Origin of the sequence: Pseudomonas sp. GW456-L13, assembly GCF_017350115.1 — a bacterium.
Lineage (GTDB): Bacteria > Pseudomonadota > Gammaproteobacteria > Pseudomonadales > Pseudomonadaceae > Aquipseudomonas > Aquipseudomonas jessenii.
Genome location: NZ_JACNAS010000002.1, coordinates 1,656,521 through 1,674,649, shown reverse-complemented (window position 1 = coordinate 1,674,649; position 18,129 = coordinate 1,656,521). Strand labels below are relative to the sequence as shown.

18 protein-coding genes are annotated in these 18,129 nt (G+C 61.6%); 13 read left to right on the top strand and 5 right to left on the bottom strand.

What is annotated here, in order from left to right; translation table 11 throughout:
• The first annotated feature begins 181 nt into the window (after positions 1-181).
• From J4D25_RS21725 to J4D25_RS21705, 5 genes are all read left to right on the top strand, one after another.
• The gene (locus J4D25_RS21725) at positions 182-1,672 is read left to right on the top strand and encodes an aldehyde dehydrogenase (RefSeq protein ID WP_057713180.1); all 1,491 of its coding nucleotides are present in this window, start codon (positions 182-184) and stop codon (positions 1,670-1,672) included.
• Positions 1,673-1,693: 21 nt separating this feature from the next.
• Entirely contained in the window at positions 1,694-3,064 is a 1,371-nt protein-coding gene (locus J4D25_RS21720) for an aspartate aminotransferase family protein (RefSeq protein WP_057713181.1), read from the top strand.
• A 390-nt stretch (positions 3,065-3,454) separates the two neighbouring features.
• Complete coding sequence (locus J4D25_RS21715; protein ID WP_057713182.1) at positions 3,455-4,441, top strand: ABC transporter substrate-binding protein; 987 nt, start codon at positions 3,455-3,457, stop codon at positions 4,439-4,441.
• An 8-nt stretch (positions 4,442-4,449) separates the two neighbouring features.
• Positions 4,450-5,253 carry an ABC transporter permease gene (locus J4D25_RS21710; protein ID WP_007990681.1) on the top strand — a complete coding sequence of 268 codons (804 nt, stop codon included), beginning with the start codon at positions 4,450-4,452 and terminating at the stop codon, positions 5,251-5,253.
• Complete coding sequence (locus J4D25_RS21705; protein WP_057713183.1) at positions 5,241-6,074, top strand: ABC transporter ATP-binding protein; 834 nt, start codon at positions 5,241-5,243, stop codon at positions 6,072-6,074. Before J4D25_RS21710 ends, J4D25_RS21705 begins: the two co-directional genes overlap by 13 nt.
• Before the next feature lie 144 nt (positions 6,075-6,218).
• Here the strand turns inward: J4D25_RS21705 and J4D25_RS21700 are convergent, their stop codons facing one another.
• A complete protein-coding gene (locus tag J4D25_RS21700) occupies positions 6,219-7,298 on the bottom strand; it encodes an endonuclease/exonuclease/phosphatase family protein (RefSeq protein ID WP_057713184.1) in 1,080 nt (359 codons plus the stop codon).
• A 66-nt stretch (positions 7,299-7,364) separates the two neighbouring features.
• The gene (locus J4D25_RS21695; RefSeq protein ID WP_057713185.1) at positions 7,365-8,039 is read right to left on the bottom strand and encodes a YciC family protein; all 675 of its coding nucleotides are present in this window, start codon (positions 8,037-8,039) and stop codon (positions 7,365-7,367) included.
• A gap of 178 nt (positions 8,040-8,217) precedes the next feature.
• Here J4D25_RS21695 and J4D25_RS21690 point away from each other — a divergent pair, with 178 nt between their 5' ends.
• From J4D25_RS21690 to J4D25_RS21680, 3 genes are all read left to right on the top strand, one after another.
• Positions 8,218-8,994, top strand: a complete 777-nt coding sequence (locus tag J4D25_RS21690) for a DUF2076 domain-containing protein (RefSeq protein WP_057713186.1) — start codon at positions 8,218-8,220, stop codon at positions 8,992-8,994.
• A gap of 120 nt (positions 8,995-9,114) precedes the next feature.
• Positions 9,115-9,594 carry an NYN domain-containing protein gene (locus tag J4D25_RS21685; RefSeq protein WP_007990686.1) on the top strand — a complete coding sequence of 160 codons (480 nt, stop codon included), beginning with the start codon at positions 9,115-9,117 and terminating at the stop codon, positions 9,592-9,594.
• A 22-nt stretch (positions 9,595-9,616) separates the two neighbouring features.
• Entirely contained in the window at positions 9,617-10,222 is a 606-nt protein-coding gene (locus J4D25_RS21680) for a PolC-type DNA polymerase III (RefSeq protein WP_057713187.1), read from the top strand.
• 137 nt (positions 10,223-10,359) lie between these two features.
• Here the strand turns inward: J4D25_RS21680 and J4D25_RS21675 are convergent, their stop codons facing one another.
• Positions 10,360-10,815: an Lrp/AsnC family transcriptional regulator gene (locus J4D25_RS21675; protein WP_057713188.1), complete on the bottom strand. Its 456-nt coding sequence runs from the start codon at positions 10,813-10,815 to the stop codon at positions 10,360-10,362.
• A gap of 165 nt (positions 10,816-10,980) precedes the next feature.
• Here J4D25_RS21675 and yedA point away from each other — a divergent pair, with 165 nt between their 5' ends.
• Complete coding sequence (yedA, locus tag J4D25_RS21670) at positions 10,981-11,922, top strand: drug/metabolite exporter YedA (RefSeq protein ID WP_057713189.1); 942 nt, start codon at positions 10,981-10,983, stop codon at positions 11,920-11,922.
• 65 nt (positions 11,923-11,987) lie between these two features.
• Positions 11,988-13,328, top strand: coding sequence for a DEAD/DEAH box helicase (locus J4D25_RS21665; protein ID WP_057713190.1), 1,341 nt, complete (start codon positions 11,988-11,990; stop codon positions 13,326-13,328).
• 117 nt (positions 13,329-13,445) lie between these two features.
• Here the strand turns inward: J4D25_RS21665 and J4D25_RS21660 are convergent, their stop codons facing one another.
• Positions 13,446-14,687, bottom strand: coding sequence for a TIGR03862 family flavoprotein (locus J4D25_RS21660; RefSeq protein WP_057713191.1), 1,242 nt, complete (start codon positions 14,685-14,687; stop codon positions 13,446-13,448).
• 292 nt (positions 14,688-14,979) lie between these two features.
• A complete protein-coding gene (locus J4D25_RS21655; RefSeq protein WP_057713193.1) occupies positions 14,980-15,900 on the bottom strand; it encodes a histone deacetylase in 921 nt (306 codons plus the stop codon).
• Positions 15,901-15,979: 79 nt separating this feature from the next.
• Between J4D25_RS21655 and J4D25_RS21650 the strand changes: the two genes are divergently transcribed.
• The 3 genes from J4D25_RS21650 to J4D25_RS21640 all read left to right on the top strand — a co-directional run bounded on the left by J4D25_RS21650 (position 15,980) and on the right by J4D25_RS21640 (position 18,115).
• Positions 15,980-16,549: a GNAT family N-acetyltransferase gene (locus J4D25_RS21650; RefSeq protein ID WP_057713194.1), complete on the top strand. Its 570-nt coding sequence runs from the start codon at positions 15,980-15,982 to the stop codon at positions 16,547-16,549.
• 106 nt (positions 16,550-16,655) lie between these two features.
• The gene (gene tesB, locus J4D25_RS21645; RefSeq protein WP_057713195.1) at positions 16,656-17,525 is read left to right on the top strand and encodes an acyl-CoA thioesterase II; all 870 of its coding nucleotides are present in this window, start codon (positions 16,656-16,658) and stop codon (positions 17,523-17,525) included.
• Positions 17,522-18,115: an HAD family hydrolase gene (locus J4D25_RS21640; protein ID WP_008052432.1), complete on the top strand. Its 594-nt coding sequence runs from the start codon at positions 17,522-17,524 to the stop codon at positions 18,113-18,115. The genes tesB and J4D25_RS21640 overlap by 4 nt, the downstream gene beginning before the upstream one ends.
• Positions 18,116-18,129 lie beyond the last annotated feature (14 nt).

The window sequence follows — 18,129 nt, the reverse complement described above, 5'->3', positions numbered from 1 at the left end:
CGCCACCCCTATCCGCTCGGGTAGCGATTTGTTGTGGTTGAACAATAACCACATGCTGCGCCAGAAGGGAGATCGGCTACGTAGTTTTTTCTTGGCCTGCGAACACATTTTTACTGGTTTTCCACCGCTTGGGCCTGAGCGACTATCCAATACACAAGAATGTCCTCTGGAGCATCTGAACGTGTTCGAGCTTGAGTATTGGCAACGCAAGGCCGCTTCCCTGCGGTTTCCCGACCAGGCCGTGATCGACGGCCAGCGCCGCCCGGCGCAGTCGGGGCAGACTTTCGCCGCGATCAACCCCGCCACCAGCCAATGCCTGGCCAACGTTGCCGCCTGCGGCGAAGAAGACGTGAACGCGGCGGTACACAATGCGCGGCAGGTTTTCGAGGCAGGCACCTGGGCTGCGCGCTCACCGACCGAACGCAAGCAAGTGCTGTTGCGCCTGGCCGATTTGATCCTCGAAAACCGTGAAGAACTGGCGCTGCTCGACTCGCTGAACATGGGCAAGCCCGTCGCGGATGCCTACAACATCGACGTGCCGGGTGCCGCGGGAGTGTTCCGCTGGTACGCCGAAAGCCTCGACAAACTCTACGATCAGGTCGCGCCGAGTGCGCAGAACGTGCTGGCAACCATTACTCGCGAAGCCCTGGGCGTGGTGGCTGCGGTGGTGCCGTGGAATTTCCCTCTGGACATGGCGGCGTGGAAACTCGCCCCGGCCCTGGCCGCCGGTAACTCGGTGATCCTCAAGCCTGCCGAACAGTCGCCGTTTTCCGCCCTGCGCCTGGCTGAGCTGGCGCTGGAAGCCGGTGTGCCTGCGGGTGTGCTGAACGTGCTGCCGGGGCTCGGCGAGCAGACCGGCAAGGCCCTCGGCCTGCACCCGGACGTCGATTGCCTGGTGTTCACCGGCTCCACCGAAGTCGGCAAATATTTCATGCAGTACTCGGCACAATCGAACCTCAAGCAGGTGTGGCTGGAGTGCGGAGGCAAGAGCGCCAACCTGGTGTTTGCCGATTGTCAGGATCTGGACCTGGCGGCCGAGAAAGCCGCGTTCGGTATCTTCTTCAATCAGGGCGAAGTCTGCTCGGCCAATTCGCGGTTGCTGGTGCAGCGCTCGATCCATGACGAGTTTGTCGAACGCCTCAAAGCCCAGGCCGAACGCTGGTTGCCGGGCGATCCGCTGGACCCGTCGAGCGCCGCCGGGGCCATCGTCGACAGCCGTCAGACCGCGCGCATCATGAAGTTCATCCAGCAAGCCGAACAGCAAGGCGCGACCAGGATCTGTGGCGGTCGGCAGTCGATCATCAACGGCTCGGACAACTTCATCCAGCCGACGATTTTCACCGGCGTGACGCCGGACATGCCGCTGTTTCGCGATGAAGTGTTCGGCCCGGTTCTGGCCGTCACGGCGTTCGACGACGAGGCCCACGCCTTGCAATTGGCCAACGACAGCGTCTACGGTCTGGCGGCTTCGCTGTGGACCGACGACCTCAACCGCGCCCACCGTGTGGCGCGACAATTGCGGGCCGGTACGGTGTCGGTCAACAGCGTCGATGCGCTGGACGTGACCGTGCCTTTTGGCGGTGGCAAGCAGTCGGGTTTCGGCCGCGACCTGTCCCTGCATTCATTCGATAAATACACCCAGTTGAAGACCACCTGGTTTCAATTGCGCTGATAACAAAACGGAGAACTGGCGATGACCACACCACGTGATACCCGCGACTACCAGGCCGCCGACGCTGCGCACCACATCCATGCGTTCGTCGATCAGAAAGCCCTCAATGACGAGGGGCCACGGGTGATGGTCCGTGGCGAGCGCCTGCACCTGTGGGACAACGATGGCCGGCGTTACCTCGACGGCATGTCCGGGTTGTGGTGCACCAACCTCGGTTACGGGCGCAAGGACCTGGCCGCCGCGGCAAGCCGGCAGCTGGAACAGTTGCCGTACTACAACATGTTTTTCCACACCACCCACCCGCAGGTGATCGAGCTGTCCGAGCTGCTGTTCAGCCTGCTGCCGGCTCACTACAGCCACGCGATCTACACCAACTCAGGCTCTGAAGCCAACGAGGTGTTGATCCGCACGGTGCGTCGTTACTGGCAGGTGCTCGGCAAGCCCGAGAAGAAAATCATGATCGGTCGCTGGAACGGTTACCACGGTTCGACCCTGGCCGCGACGGCGCTGGGCGGCATGAAGTTCATGCACGAAATGGGCGGCATGATTCCGGACATCGAGCATATCGACGAGCCGTACTTCTTCGCCCACGAAGGCAACCTGACTCCGGCCGAATTCGGTCTGCGCGCGGCGCAGCAACTGGAAGCGAAGATCCTCGAACTGGGTGCTGACAAGGTCGCGGGCTTTATCGCCGAACCGTTCCAGGGCGCCGGCGGCATGATCTTCCCGCCGGAAAGCTACTGGCCGGAAATCCAGCGCATCTGCCGCAAGTACGATGTGCTGCTGTGCGCCGATGAAGTGATCGGCGGCTTCGGTCGCACCGGCGAATGGTTCGCCCACGAGTACTTCGGGTTCGAGCCGGACACCCTGTCCATCGCCAAGGGCCTGACCTCGGGCTACATCCCCATGGGCGGCTTGATCCTGTCGAAGAAAATGGCCTCGGTGCTGGTGGAGCAGGGCGGTGTGTTTGCCCACGGCCTGACCTATTCCGGGCACCCGGTGGCGGCGGCTGTGGCGATTGCCAACCTCAAGGCCCTGCGCGATGAAGGCGTGGTGACGCGGGTCAAGGATGACATCGGCCCGTACCTGCAGCAGTGTCTGCGCGAAGTGTTCGGCAAGCACCCGCTGGTGGGTGACATCCAGGGCACCGGCATGGTTGCGGCGCTGCAACTGGCCGAAGACAAAACCAGCCGCAAGCGTTTTGCCAATGAGAACGACATTGCGTGGCGCTGCCGTACGATCGGTTTTGAAGAGGGCGTGATCATTCGCTCGACCTTGGGCCGGATGATCATGGCGCCGGCGTTGATTGCCAGCCGTGAGGAGATTGATGAGCTGATCGCCAAGACCTTGAAAGCAGTGGATCGTACGGCGCAGGAGTACGGCCGGCTCTGACATTTGTAGCGTTCTTGCGGGCCTCTTCGCGGGCAAGCCCGCTCCCACAGGTTATGTGTAATGCCCAAATATTGCGGCTGGCACAAACCCTGTGGGAGCGAGCTTGCTCGCGATAGCTATTGCTCAAACAACACATTTCCCAAGTCTTGCTCTCACCCTGTGCATCCCCGCCCACAGCGCCCTTTCGCGGTGCGCGCTAACGAGTTTTTTCATCGTTCGCATCCACATATTTCCTCATTTTCCTAATCCCGCCCTTGGGCCAACATCGATCTCGCCAGCCCACCGAATGCTGCCCGCCGAAGGGTCCCCGAGAGACCACAGGTTGCAGCCGATTCAGGGCTCGCCGTACTGCCCATGACAAAACTAAATCAACAGCTTTGGGAGTGCTCCATGATCAAGTCCTTGCTTACCCGCGTTGCCCATCCACTGGCGGTCACCGCCATCGCCGCGACGGTCGCCACCAGCGCCCAGGCCGGCACCCTGTCCATCGGTCATACCACCTGGGTCGGCTACGGCACCCTGTACCTGGCCAAGGACCTTGGCTACTTCAAGGAAAACGGTTTGACCGTCGAATTGCCGGTGGTCGAGGAAGCGGCGATGTACATGGCCGCACAAGCTTCCGGCGAGTTGTCCGGCTCGGCGTCGACCATCGACGAGGTGCTCAAGTACCGTCCGCAATTCTGCTTCAAGGCCGTGGCCGCGCTGGACGACAGCCATGGTGGCGACGGCGTGCTGGTGGGCAAGGACGTCAAGAGCCTGCAGGAACTCAAGGGCAAGGCCGTTGCAGTCAACGAAGGTTCGACCTCGCAGTTCTGGCTGTCCTATCTGCTGAAAAAGCACGGCATGAGCATGAGCGACATCACCGTGCAGAACATGACGGCCGACGACGCCGCCACCGCGTTCATCGCCGGTCGCGTACCGGCCGCCGTGACTTGGGAGCCGCACCTGTCGATGGTTCGCGACAAGAAGCAGGGCAAGGTGCTGATCGACAGCAGCAGCACACCGGGGGTGATCGTCGATGTGGTCGCACTGAACTGCAGCGTGATCGAAAAACAGCCGGAAGACGTCAAGGCCCTGGTGGCCGGTTTGTACAAAGCTGTGCAGTACACCAAGGATCATCCACAGGAAGCCTACAAAATCATGGCCAAGGGTGTCGGCGGTTACCTGGCCGATCCGAAGGAAATGGAAGCGGCCGCACAGGGCGTGCGTTTCTACGATCAGGCCATGAGCGAAAAACTGCTGGGTTCGCCGGGTAAACCGGGTGACAGCGCACCGCTGATCAAGCTGGCCAACGAGACCGCCAGCGAGCTGCAAGGCAAGCCCTACAACGTCAGCAATGACGACCTGATCGACAACCGCTTCGTCACCCCGCTCTAGGAGGCTGCATGTTCAAGCGCAATTCATGGCTGAGCCGCTGCATCACGCCCAAGACCGGATTGCCGGTCTCGGTGATCTGGAGCGCGAGCGGCCTGGCCTGGGTGCTGTTGGTCGGCCTGTGGGCCGGGTTGTCCTACGGCGGCGTGGTGCCGGGCATGTTCCTGCCGACGCCGGGCGCGGTGGTCGAGGCCGCCGTGCGGTTAGGCCGCGACGGCACCCTTGGCCAACATGTGTGGGCCAGTGTCGAAGTGGTGATGGTCGGTTTCATCGTGTCGTCCCTGGTGGCGGTGCCCCTGGGCTTGTTGATGGGCAGCTTTCGCATCGTCCAGGCCTTCCTTGAGCCGCTGGTGAATTTCATTCGCTACCTGCCGGTGACCTCGTTCGTGCCGCTGTTCATCCTGTGGATCGGCATCGGTCTGGAGCAGCGGGTGTCGGTGATCATTTTCGGCGTCTTCTTCCAGCAACTGGTGATGATCGCGGACGTGTCCAAAGGCATCTCCAAGGACCTGATCAACGCCTCCTACACCCTTGGCTCGAACCGTCGTGACGCGGTGCTGCATGTGATTGCCCCGGCGTCCTTGCCGGGCGTGCTCGACACCCTGCGGGTGACCATGGGCTGGGCCTGGACTTACCTGGTGGTGGCTGAACTGGTGGCCGCATCCAGTGGCCTGGGTTACCTGAGCCTCAAGGCCATGCGTGGCTTCCAGGTGGATGTGATTTTCCTCGCCATCGCGATCATCGGCCTGCTGGGCCTGGTCACCGATCAACTGTTCCGTTTCCTTCGTCTGAGGATCACCGCATGGGCTCAGTAACCGCCGCCACTCATCGTTTTGTTGCCCCCCAGGCCGCCCCGGTGAACGCGCCACGGCTGAAGGTGGACAAGGTCAGCCTGAGTTACAAGAAACCCGATGGCGGAACCTTTACCGCGTTACAGGGGGTGTCGTTCGAAGTGCCGGACCAGCAATTCGCTGTGCTGGTTGGGCCTTCGGGCTGCGGCAAGTCGAGCCTGCTGTATCTCACCGCCGGCCTGGCCGAACCGACCTCGGGTGAGATTTACGTCGGCGGTCAGCAGGTCGAAGGCCCCGGCGCGGACCGCGGCATGGTGTTCCAGAGCTACACGCTGTTCCCGTGGCTGACGGTGCGGCAGAACGTCGAGTTCGGCCTCAAGCGGCGTGGCATGCCGGCGGCGCAACGCAAGGACATCGTCGACTACTACGTCAATGAAGTGGGCCTGAGCGGCTTTGCCGACAACTACGCCAAGCAGTTGTCCGGCGGGATGATGCAACGTGTCGCCATTGCCCGCGCACTGGCCAATGACCCGCAGATCCTGCTGATGGACGAACCCTTCGGCGCTCTCGACAGCCAGACGCGCCTGCAAATGCAGCAGTTGTTGCTGCGGGTGTGGGGCAACAGCAAGAAGACTGTGTTGTTCGTGACCCACGACATCGACGAGGCGATTCTGCTGGGCGACCGGGTGTATGTGATGGGGGCCAGGCCGGGGCGGATCAAGCAGATTCTGGATGTGCCGATCGAGCGTCCACGCAACCTGGACATGGCCATGGAGCGCTCGTTCATCGAGATGAAGCGCGAGATCTTCGGGCTGCTGCATGATGATCTGGAAGAGGTGCATTAAACCCGATTCCAGCCCGTGCACCATCCCTGTGGGAGCGAGCTTGCTCGCGATTGCGATTTGTCATTCAGCATTGATGTCGACTGACACGACGCCATCGCGAGCAAGCTCGCTCCCACAGGTTTTGTGTTTGGCTGGAGTGAGGTGTCAGGGCACAGCTGGCAACAGAAACCGCGCAATCACCGGCAGGTGATCGGAGATGCGCAATGTATCGTCCTGCCGCACCATCGCCTCCACCCGTTTGATCCGCGGACTGTAGAACAGGTAGTCGACGGTCCGGTCCGGGCCGTTCAGTCCGGGGTCGTTCGGGTAGTGGGTCAGCCAGCGCTCGCGGTCGATACCACTGGCTTCGTTGTTGGTCGGGATCATCGGGTACTTGTCCCACAGCAGGTGTAACAGGCTGTCGGCGGAGTAGGGCGCGCGTTGTGCATCGGGCAGGCGCTGATACTGGCCCAGCGGCAGCAGGTTGAAATCCCCACCGATCAACCACGGCGTGCCACGGCTTTCGAGTTTATCGAGGGCCCTGGCCACGGCGTTCACCTGGTTTTGCAAGGTGTTGTCGGCTCGATTGGCGCGCTCCAGATGGGTATTGAGCACCGCTATTTGCCCGCCATCACTCAATGGCAGGTAGCTCACCAGCAAGGCGTCTCTGGGTTTGAATTGGCGGCTGACCGGATTGCCCGAGGCGACTGGCAGTTGCAGCCGTTCGGCATGTTCGATCCGGTAACGGCTCAGGGTTGCCAGTTGCCGGCCGACACTGCCGAAGATGTGCGGATTCGGCACGAAGTCGGCCTTCCAGTCGAACGCGCTGGTGCCACACGGATACAAGTCTGCGAGCCGCTCTTGCAGCAGCTTGAACTGGTGCTGGTAATCGCTGGCCTTGGCGCCGTCGTCCAGTTCCTGCAGCAGCACGATGTCCGGTTGTTCGTCACGAATCACCCGCGCCACTTCGTCAAGGCTGAAAGCCATGTCTTCCGCTGTGGGACGTTCGTCGGTGCCCGCGGCCAGGTCATTCCAGAATACGTAGCGCTTGCCGGCCAGGTACTGGACGTTCCAGGTCATCACCTTCAACGCCTGCCCGGGGACCAGGGAGGGGGCCTGGGCACTGCAACTGACGGGCAACACTTCTTTGGCATCGGGGCGCCAGGTCAGGCTGTAGATCATCGCGGCGATCAGGCCGATCACGATCAGCAGGCCCGGCAGGATGTAGCGCAGTAGACGGGTCATGGCTCGGCTTATTAGCGTTACAGGATTGTTCCCGAGCATACCCGAGAGCGAAGGTCGCGCCCAAGGTCAGAGCGAGTTGTCATTTCTTTCAGGCAACGGGTTGATCAGCATGAACAGTCGGAACAGCACCACGCTGGTAAACAGCTGCAGGAAACTGTGGGCGCTGTCGATCAGCATGGATACCACCGGGTTCTGAGGTTCGGGGTACGCTGCCAGCGTCACGCCTTTGAGCAGCCACAACGGCCCCATCACACACAGAATGCACAGCAGGATGCGCAAGAAATGCCCTTGGGTCATGCGCAGGCTTTCCTTCATGGCCGCCAGTGGCGCCAGGCCGCGCAACACCAGCAGGTATTCGCCAAACGCCAGGGTCACCATCAGGTAGATACCCGGCAGGAAGTACAGCGACAGGCCCAGCAGAATCAGCACGGTATTGAGCGCGGTCAGCAGGGCGAAGCGTGGCCACAGGCTCGCCGCCATCGCCAGCAGGTCGCGGTTGCGCGGCGACTCGCCGCGGCTGCGGGCGTCGAGAAACAGGATCAGCGCAGCGGTGTACAGCGGGTACACCAGCAAGCCGACTATCACGCTGATGCCGGGGAAACTGTCCGGCTCGGTGGAGTGGTCGACCACTTGTTGCAGTAGCGCCTCAAGCATCACCAGCGGCAGGCACAGCTGCACGATCTGGCCCAGATTGCGCTTGAAGAAATACAGCGAGTCACGCAGGACATCTAACGGATTCATCAGTGGGTATCGCAGGTTGGAAGCAGTGGCTCACTTTAACCGATCAAGCGCTCGTAGACGCAAACGTAAACGTTCGGTAAATGTCATTGAAACATCTTGTTTCAGCCTCCATTAAGGTCGGGCACCTTATCCTCATTGGATAAAGGCAACGATTTTCCCGGCAATCTACGAGGTCGCCATGAACAGCGAAGAACAAACCCTGATCGATGGACTGTTTTCCCGGCTGCAACAGGCCGAAACGGACTCAGCCCCGCGCGACGCCCAGGCCGAGGCGCGGATCAAGGAACACCTGACGCGCCAGCCCGCAGCAGGTTATTTCATGACCCAGGCGATTCTGGTGCAAGAGGCGGCGATCAAGAGCCTCGATGAACAGAACAGGCAACTGACCCAGCAAGTCCAGCAGTTGCAGGCCGAACTGCAACAGGCCAAGGCCCAGGCGACCCCGGCTCCAGCGCCGAGCAGCGGTGGCTTTTTGTCGAGCATCTTTGGCGGCAACTCTCGTGAGCCACAGCCTGCACCCACCCAGAGCTCACCACCCTCGAGCGGTGGCTGGCGCGAGCCGGGACGCTCGTCGTTCGGTTCGCAACCGCCACAGCAGAACTTCGGCGCGCCGCCGCAAAACTTTCCCCAGCAGGGCTATGCACCCCAGCAACAGGCTCCGGCAGCGGCCGGCAGCAGTTTCCTCGGTGGTGCGCTGAAAACCGCCGCAGGCGTGGCGGGTGGCGTGATGCTGGCACAAGGCATCAGCAGCCTGTTCCATCACAATCAGCAACCGGAAGTCGTCGAAGTCATCAAGGAAGAGCCTGCCCAGGTCAACGATCAGGGCAACAATGGCTGGGGCGATGACCAGCGCATGGCCGGTAACGACTCCTACAGCAACGATCAGGGCGGGTTCAGCGACGCTGACTACAGCGATGACTCGTTATTCGGCGGCGACGACGATTCCTTCGTCTGATACGCCATTCGTCCGGAGCGCAGCCGCGCTCCGGACCGATTATTCGCGGAACAATCCTCAGGGCTGGCATACTGGGCGCCTTTTCGGGCCTGGTGCCTGATTCAGCCCTGAGGAAAGCCGGTGAAAAAAATCGCAGTGTTCGCCGATGTCCAGAACCTCTACTACACCGTGCGTCAGGCTTATGGTTGCCACTTCAACTACGCCGCACTGTGGGCTGACATCAGCAAGCAGGGCGAGATCGTCGAAGCCTACGCCTATGCCATCGACCGTGGTGACAGCAAGCAGCAGCAGTTCCAGCAGATCCTGCGCAACCTCGGTTTCACCGTGAAGCTCAAACCCTATATCCAGCGCAGCGATGGCTCAGCCAAGGGCGATTGGGACGTGGGCATCACCCTCGACATCATGGATGCCGCCGATCATGTCGATGAAATCGTCCTGGCCTCCGGCGACGGTGATTTCGACATGCTGCTCGAACGCATTATCAGCAAACACGGCGTACAAGCAGTGGCCTACGGCGTACCGGGCCTGACCGCCAACTCGCTGATACGCGCCGCCAGCCGCTACGTGCCGATCGAAGGCGCGTTGCTGCTCAAGAATTGATTTTTACGGAGTTGAACCAGGTTTGGAACGCATCGCAGTCATCGACTTTGAAACCACCGGGATCTCACCGAGCAGCAGTTGCCGGGCCACGGAAATCGCCGTGGTGATCCTTGAACAGGGGCGCATCGTCGAGCGTTACCAAAGCCTGATGAACGCCGGCGTGCGCGTCCCGGCCTTCATCGAGCAACTCACCGGTATCAGCAACGCCATGCTGCGCACCGCGCCGTCGGCGGAGCAGGTGATGAACGAAGTGAATGAATTCGTCGGCTGCACGCCGTTGCTCGCGCACAACGCCGCGTTCGACCAGAAGTTCTGGGACTTCGAACTGGGGCGAATCAAACGCACCCGCTTGCAGAACTTTGCCTGCTCGCTGCTGCTGGCTCGCCGCCTGATGCCCACCGCGCCGAACCACAAACTCGGCACCCTCACCACGTTCGCCAACCTGCCCCACACCGGCAAGGCCCACCGGGCCATGGCCGACGCCGAGATGGCGGCCAACCTGACCACACATCTGACCGAAGAGCTGCGGCAGAAGCACGGCTTGCGCGAGCTGTCCCATGACTTGCTGTGCAAATTGCAGAAAGTGCCGGCGGCGAAAGTGGGCGAACACCTCAAGCGTTATCGCTGATCCCGAAAACACCGCAAATCCCCTGTAGGAGCGAGCCTGCTCGCGATGAACCCGAGAACAACACGGGGTGTCAGGTTTCCCGCGTTATCATTGGCGACCATCGCGAGCAAGCTCGCTCCCACAGGGACATCATTGCCTCAGGATTTGCCATTCCCTTCAATGTGCCCCAGCGGCACCCGCTTCTCTATCGCGCTCGACAACACAATCGACGTCTTGCTGAACCCGAACGTGGCGATCCGGTTGATCAGCTCTTCCAGCTCCGGCATCGAGCCCACCGCCGCTTGCATGATCACGCAGGGATCGCCGGTCACCCGATGGCATTCGGTCAATTGCGGGATTTTGATCAGGTCGTCGTAGGCTTTCTGGTTGCCGTGCTGGTTCAGGCGCAGTTCGATCACGCACTGGATGGGCAAGCCGAGCTTGGCCATGTCGACCTTCGCCTGATAGCCGGTGATCACGCCGCTGGCTTCAAGCTTGGCCACGCGCTCGGCCACCGCCGGGGCGGACAGGTTGACCTTGCGCGCCAGGTCCGCGTAGGACGCGCGACCGTTTTCCAGCAGGGCGCTGAGCAGCATGCGGTCGTACTTATCCATCGGGGTGACTCCTGAAAATAGCCGACTTTCGAAAACACGGTTTATAGCGCTGAACTCCGTGTTTTGAAAAGTGTACCGGCGCTTTAAACAGGTTTTGTAACTTATTTTCCGGCTCCAGCCTTTCTAGAATAGCCGTTCACTTGTACTTGCCTGTGAGCTGCCTCCATGTCCGGCCTTCGTCGCTTTCCTTTACCCTTGATCGCTGCCTTCTTCGCCTTGTATGTGATTTGGGGCTCGACCTACCTGGTGATCCGCATCGGCGTGGAGTACTGGCCGCCGTTGTTGCTCGCCGGTATCCGTTTCGTCATTGCCGGGACTTTGATGTACGCCTTTCTGCGCTGGCGCGGGGCGCCGGCGCCGACCTGGGCACAGTGGAAGGCTGCCGGGATCATTGGCGTATTGCTGCTGGCGTGCGGTAACGGAGCGGTCAGCGTGGCCGAACACACCGGCGTGGCTTCTGGAGTGGCCGCTTTGGCGGTGGCAACGGTGCCGCTGTTTACCTTGCTCTGTGGCTATTTCTGGGGCGCGCGTAATACCCGTCTCGAATGGGCTGGCGTTGCGCTCGGAATGATCGGCATCGTCATGCTCAACCTCGGCTCCAACCTGCAATCGAGCCCGTTGGGTGCAGCCCTGCTGATTTTTGCGGCGGCCACCTGGGCCTTCGGCTCGGTGTGGAGCAAGCATTTACCGTTGCCTCAAGGGGCGATGGCCAGTGCCGTGGAAATGCTGGTGGGTGGCGTGGTGTTGCTGATCGGCAGTGCGGTCAGCGGTGAGCATCTGGACAAGGTTCCGCCGATTGAAGGCTGGGCTGCGCTGGCGTACCTGACTGTGTTCGGTTCGATCATCGCCTTCAACGCCTACATGTACCTGTTGAAGCACGTGCGTCCGGCCGCTGCCACCAGTTATGCCTACGTCAACCCGGCGGTGGCGGTGTTGCTGGGGATCGTGTTTGTCGGTGAGACCATTGGAGTCGAGGAAGCACTGGCCATGCTGGTGATTATCAGTGCCGTGGTGCTGATTGGCTTGCCGCAGTGGCGTCGTAAGCCGCAGCAGCCGGTGGAGAAGGTCGTGCCGACGGTAGTGCCGACAGAATCCCGCGTGAATTAGGGTAAACTGCGCGCCATTGCACTCTTGTTTCGCACAACCGCGCTGAATTTTCCTACGGTACTCCCATGACTTTCGCCACCCTTGGCCTGATCGAACCCTTGCTGCGCTCCCTCGAGACGCTCGGCTACCAGACTCCGACGCCGGTTCAGGCGCAAGCCATTCCGGCGGTGCTGGCCGGTCGCGACCTGATGGCCGCCGCCCAGACCGGCACCGGCAAGACCGCCGGTTTCGCCCTGCCGCTGTTGCAACTGCTGGCCATGGAAGGGCCGAAAGTCACCGCCAACTCGGTCCGCGCGCTGATCCTGGTACCGACCCGCGAGCTGGCCGAGCAGGTTCACGAAGCCGTGCGCCAGTACGCCGAAAACCTGCCGCTGCGTACTTACGCGGTGTACGGCGGCGTCAGCATCAACCCGCAAATGATGAAGCTGCGCAGCGGTGTCGATCTGTTGGTGGCGACCCCGGGCCGCTTGCTCGACCTGTTCCGCCAGAACGCGCTGAAGTTCAACCAGTTGCAAACCCTGGTGCTGGACGAAGCCGACCGCATGCTCGACCTGGGCTTTTCCGAGGAACTGGCGAACATTTACCGCGCGCTGCCTTCGAAACGTCAGACGTTGCTGTTCTCCGCGACCTTCTCCGATGACATCCGCCTGCTGGCCGGGCAGATGCTCAACGATCCGCTGACTATCGAAGTCAGCCCGCGCAACGTTGCTGCCAATACGGTCAAGCAATGGATCGTGACGGTGGACAAGAAGCGCAAGCCGGAACTGTTCGTGCACCTGATGCGCAAGGGCAAGTGGAAGCAGGTGCTGGTGTTCGCCAAGACCCGCAACGGCGTGGACGCGCTGGTGGAGAAACTTCAGGGCCTGGGCATCAACGCCGACGGCATCCACGGCGACAAACCCCAGGCGACCCGCCAGCGTGCGCTCGACCGCTTCAAGGCGAGTGAAGTGCAGATCCTGGTCGCTACCGACGTGGCAGCCCGTGGCCTGGACATCGAAGACCTGCCGTTGGTGGTCAACTTCGACTTGCCGATCGTCGCTGAGGATTACATCCACCGCATCGGTCGTACCGGTCGCGCGGGTTCGACCGGCGAGGCGATTTCCCTGGTCTGCGCCGATGAAGTGAATCTGCTGTCGGCCATCGAGATGCTGACCCGCCAGACTTTGAAGCGGCAGAACGAGCCGGACTTCGAACCCGAGCACCGCGTGCCGGACACCGATGCCAGTGGCCAGGTCGTCAAAAAGCCGAAAAAACCGAAGAAGCCCAAGGCTTCCGGTGGTGGCGGTGGTAAACGCAATCTGGGTCGGTGGGTTGATAGCGGTGAGGTTGCGCCGGCGGAGCCTTCGATCAAGCCTGTGCGCAAGGTGCCGGTGTTCAATACCGGGCCGCGCAAGCGTAAGCCTTGATTAACTTCGGCGTCTGTTAAGCCGCCATCGCGAGCAAGCTCGCTCCCACAGGGGATTTGTGATCGACACAATTCCAATGTGGGAGCGAGCTTGCTCGCGATGGGCGCGCTGCGGTCTTCAATCTTTGCGCTGTAACCACTCCACCATCCCCAACCCCGCCGCTCGCCCACTGGCGAAACACGCGGTCAGCAGATAGCCGCCGGTCGGCGCCTCCCAATCGAGCATTTCTCCCGCGCAAAACACGCCAGGCAGTTGCTTGAGCATCAAACGCTCATCCATCGCCTCAAACACCACCCCCCCTGCACTGCTGATCGCCTCGTCCAGTGGACGGGTTTTCACCAGTGTCAGTGGCAAAGCCTTGATCGCGTTGGCCAGCAAGGCCATGTCGGCAAAGCAGTCGGCGCTGGTCAGTTCACGCAATAGCGCCGCTTTGACCCCATCGATGCCCAACTGACTGTGCAGGTGCTTGGCCATGGAGCGCGATCCCCGGGGTTTGCTCAACGCCGCTGCAACTTTATCCACAGGCCGGCCCGGCAACAGGTCCAGATGAATGGTTGCCGAGCCGTGCTGATTGATCGCTTCGCGGATCGGTGCCGACAGGGCGTAGATCAGACTGCCCTCGATCCCGGTGGCGGTAATCACACATTCGCCGAGTCGCGGCACGTCATCGTTAAGGCCGATGGCGATGTTTTTCAGCGGCGCGCCGGCGAATTTGCTGACCATCAATTCGCTCCAGGCCTGCACCTCGAAGCCGCAATTACTGGGTTGCAACGGCGCCAGTCCTACACCGCGTTGCTCCAGTGGCAGCATCCACGCGCCGTCCGAACCCAGGCGCGACCAACTGCCGCCACCGAGGGCGAGCAGGGTGGCATCGGCTTGCACGGTTGTTTCGCCTTCCGGGCTGTCGATACGCAATCCGCCACGCTCGTCCCAGCCGAGCCAGCGGTGGCGGGTGTGGATAACTACGCCACTGTCGCGCAGGCGTTTGAGCCAGGCGCGCAGCAGCGGCGCGGCCTTCATGTCGGTGGGGAATACCCGGCCGGAACTGCCGACGAAGGTCTCGATGCCCAGTTCATGAATCCACTGACACAACGCTTCGGCGCCGAAGCCGCGCAGCAGCGGGGCGATCTGCGGGGCGCGTTCGGCATAGCGTGAGAGAAATGCCGGGTAGGCTTCGGAGTGCGTGATGTTCATGCCGCCGACGCCGGCCAGGAGGAATTTTCGCCCCACTGAAGGCATACCGTCGTACAGGTCGACCTTGATCCCGGCCTGGCTCAACACTTCGGCCGCCATCAGACCGGCGGGGCCGCCGCCGATGATGGCGACGCGGGAAGGGGAGGAGGTCGAAGATCGGGTCATGGAGTGCGCTGCGGTTTTGGCGAATGAAGCCGGGCATTCTACCAGCCCAGACCTCTGTAGGAGCGAGCCTGCTCGCGATGGTCTTGAACGATTACGCGGGAAACCGGATGCCCGGCGGCGACGTTGCGTTTTTCGCTAGCAGGCTCGCTCCTACAGGGATCTTTGGTGAATTCGAGGGTTGGTTAAAAAACAACCACCGCTCTGTAGCCCAAGCCCCGCATGGCCTGTAGTCCCTTTCACTCAGGTTATCCACAGGCAGCTCCACAGGCATTGTGGGTAAAGCATCCACAGCTCAGTGACAACCTGATGACTGCCAGACGCGTTGCGCGCTGTGATGGAGGATGCCGTGACGGCGGGCCAGGGCCTGGCGGTCCTTGCTGTAGCCGCCGCCGATTACCCCGACCACCGGAATGTCACGGCCCAGGCAATGGCGCATCACGCTTTCATCGCGGGCGGCGACGCCTTCGTCTGTCAGCTTCAGATAACCCAGGGCGTCGTCCTTATGCACATCGACCCCGGCGTCATACAGCACCAGATCCGGCTGGTAGAGCGGCAGCAGGTAGTTGAGTGCATCGTCCACCACCTTCAGGTAGTCGGCATCGCCCATGCCTTTGGGCAGTGGAATGTCCCAATCACTTTCGGCCTTGCGTGCGGGAAAGTTCTTCTCGCAGTGCAGGGAAACGGTCACCGCTTCCGGGGTGTTATGAAGTATTCGTGCAGTCCCGTCGCCCTGATGCACGTCGCAATCGAAGATCAGCACGCGGTTCACCCGACCACTTTCCAGCAGGTAATGGCTGATCACCGCCAGGTCATTGAAGATGCAGAACCCGGCCGGGTAATCGTAGTGCGCATGGTGGGTGCCGCCCGCGAGGTGGCAGGCCAGACCATGCTCCAGCGCCTGCTCGGCCGCCAGCAACGAACCGCCCACCGCCCGCACCGTGCGTCGGGCCAGGGCTTCGGTCCAGGGCAGGCCGAGGCGGCGCTGGTCTTCGCGGGATAATTCGCCACTCATGTAGCGCTCGATATACGAAGGGTCATGGGCGAGGGCGAGAATCTCTGCGGGACACAGGTCCGGGCGCAGCAGATCGGCGTCGCGGGTCAGGCCGCTGGCCACCAGGTGATCGCGCAACAGGCGGAACTTGTCCATGGGGAAGCGGTGATCCGCCGGAAACTCTGGACTGTAGTCTTCGTGATAAATCAGCGGCAGTGGCATGGTCATTTCATGTAGGAATGAGAGACGGATCCTACCAGCGTTGTAGACTGGCGACATTGAAATGGAGGGGCGGGGCACGATGGAGCCAATACTGGAACTTGAAAGCGCTCGGCTGCTGTTGCGCCAGTGGCGCGATGAAGATTTACCTGACTTTGCGGCGATGTGTGCCGATCCGCAGGTGATGCGCTATTTCCCGGCAGCCTTGAGTCGGCTGGAGAGCGCCTCATTGATCGGGCGAATCCGTGGTCATTTCGCCGAGCATGGTTTCGGCCTATGGGCTCTGGAACGCAAGGACACCGGCCAATTCATCGGTTTTACCGGGCTCGGTGTGGTCGGTTTCGACGCGCCTTTCACCCCGGCCACGGAAATCGGCTGGCGCCTGGCCCGCGAGCACTGGGGGTTGGGTTACGCCAGTGAAGCGGCGTGGACCGCTCTGCGCTGCGGGTTTGACCGCTTGCCGCTGAGCGAAGTCGTGTCCTTTACCGCTGACAGTAATCTGCCGTCGCAGAAAGTCATGCAGGCGATTGGCATGCATCACGATCCGGCCGATGACTTCGATCATCCCAAGCTCTCCGTCGATCATCCCCTGCATCACCACGTGTTGTACCGCATCAGCCGTGAACAATGGCTGCAAACCTTGCATGGATAACCTGACACGGACGTTTACAATGGACCACATGTTGGCCCGGGCCAGAAACTGAATCGACCGCCGCAGCCAAGACTGCGCGGTATTGCGTTGTGTGAGGAGAGTCTGAATGAGCCAAGTGTTGGAAGATCTGGTCGACCTGCTGACGCTGGAGCCGATCGAAGAAAACCTGTTCCGTGGCCGTAGTCAGGACCTGGGTTTTCGTCAGCTGTTCGGTGGTCAGGTGCTCGGTCAGTCGCTGTCGGCGGCCAGTCAGACGGTTGAAGAGGCGCGCCATGTGCATTCGATGCACGGCTATTTCCTGCGCCCGGGCGATGCCGGGTTGCCGGTGGTATATCAGGTTGACCGGGTGCGTGACGGTGGCAGCTTCAGCACGCGTCGGGTGACGGCGATCCAGAAGGGCCACCCGATATTCACGTGCAGTGCGTCGTTCCAGTACGACGAAGAAGGCTTTCAGCACCAGACCGAAATGCCGCAAGTGGTCGGTCCGGAAAACCTGCCATCGGAACTGGAGATCACCCAGCAGCGCGCGCACCTGATCCCCGAGAAAATGCGCGAAAAACTGCTGTGCCCGAAGCCGATCGAATTTCGCCCGGTGACCGAGAAAGATCCCTACAACCCGCTGCCCTGCGATCCGGTCAAGTACGTCTGGTTCCGCGCCGACGGGGCGTTGGCCGATTCGCCGGCGCTGCATAAATATCTGCTGGCCTATGCATCGGACTTCGGTCTGCTGGTTACCTCGATGCAGCCCCACGGCAAGTCGGTGTGGCACAAGGATATGCAGGTCGCCAGCCTCGATCACGCGCTGTGGTTCCACCAGGATCTGCGTGCCGATGACTGGTTGCTCTATGCGATGGACAGTCCGTGGGCCGGCAATTCCCGTGGCTTCTCCCGTGGCAGCGTATTCAACCGCGCCGGGCAACTGGTGGCCTCGGTCACCCAGGAAGGCTTGATCCGTCACCGCAAGGATTGGGCGTGAGCCTGGCCGACGTGCGTCACTGGGTGTTCGACATGGACGGCACCCTGACGGTAGCCGTGCACGACTTCGCGGCGATTCGCGTGGCGTTGGCGATTCCTGCCGAACACGACATCCTGACCCACCTCGCCGCACTGCCGGCCGATGAAGCCGCAGCCAAACATGCGTGGCTGCTGGAGCACGAGCGGGACTTGGCCCTTGGTTCGCAACCGGCGCCGGGCGCGGTGGAACTGGTGCGCGAACTGGCCGGGCGTGGTTATCGCCTGGGCATTCTCACGCGCAACGCCCGGGAGCTGGCGCATGTCACGCTGGAGGCCATTGGCCTGGCCGACTGCTTTGCGCTGGAGGATGTGTTGGGCCGCGATGATGCTCCGCCCAAGCCGCATCCGGGCGGGTTGCTGAAACTGGCCGAAGCATGGAAGGTGCCGGCGAGCGAGATGGTGATGGTCGGTGATTACCGCTTCGATCTCGATTGTGGGCGGGCGGCGGGAGCACGGACTGTGTTGGTGAATCTGCCGGATAATCCATGGCCGGAATTGACCGATTGGCATGCGGCGGATTGTGTCGAGTTGCGGCAGATGCTTTCAGCCTGATCAGGTGGTTGCCT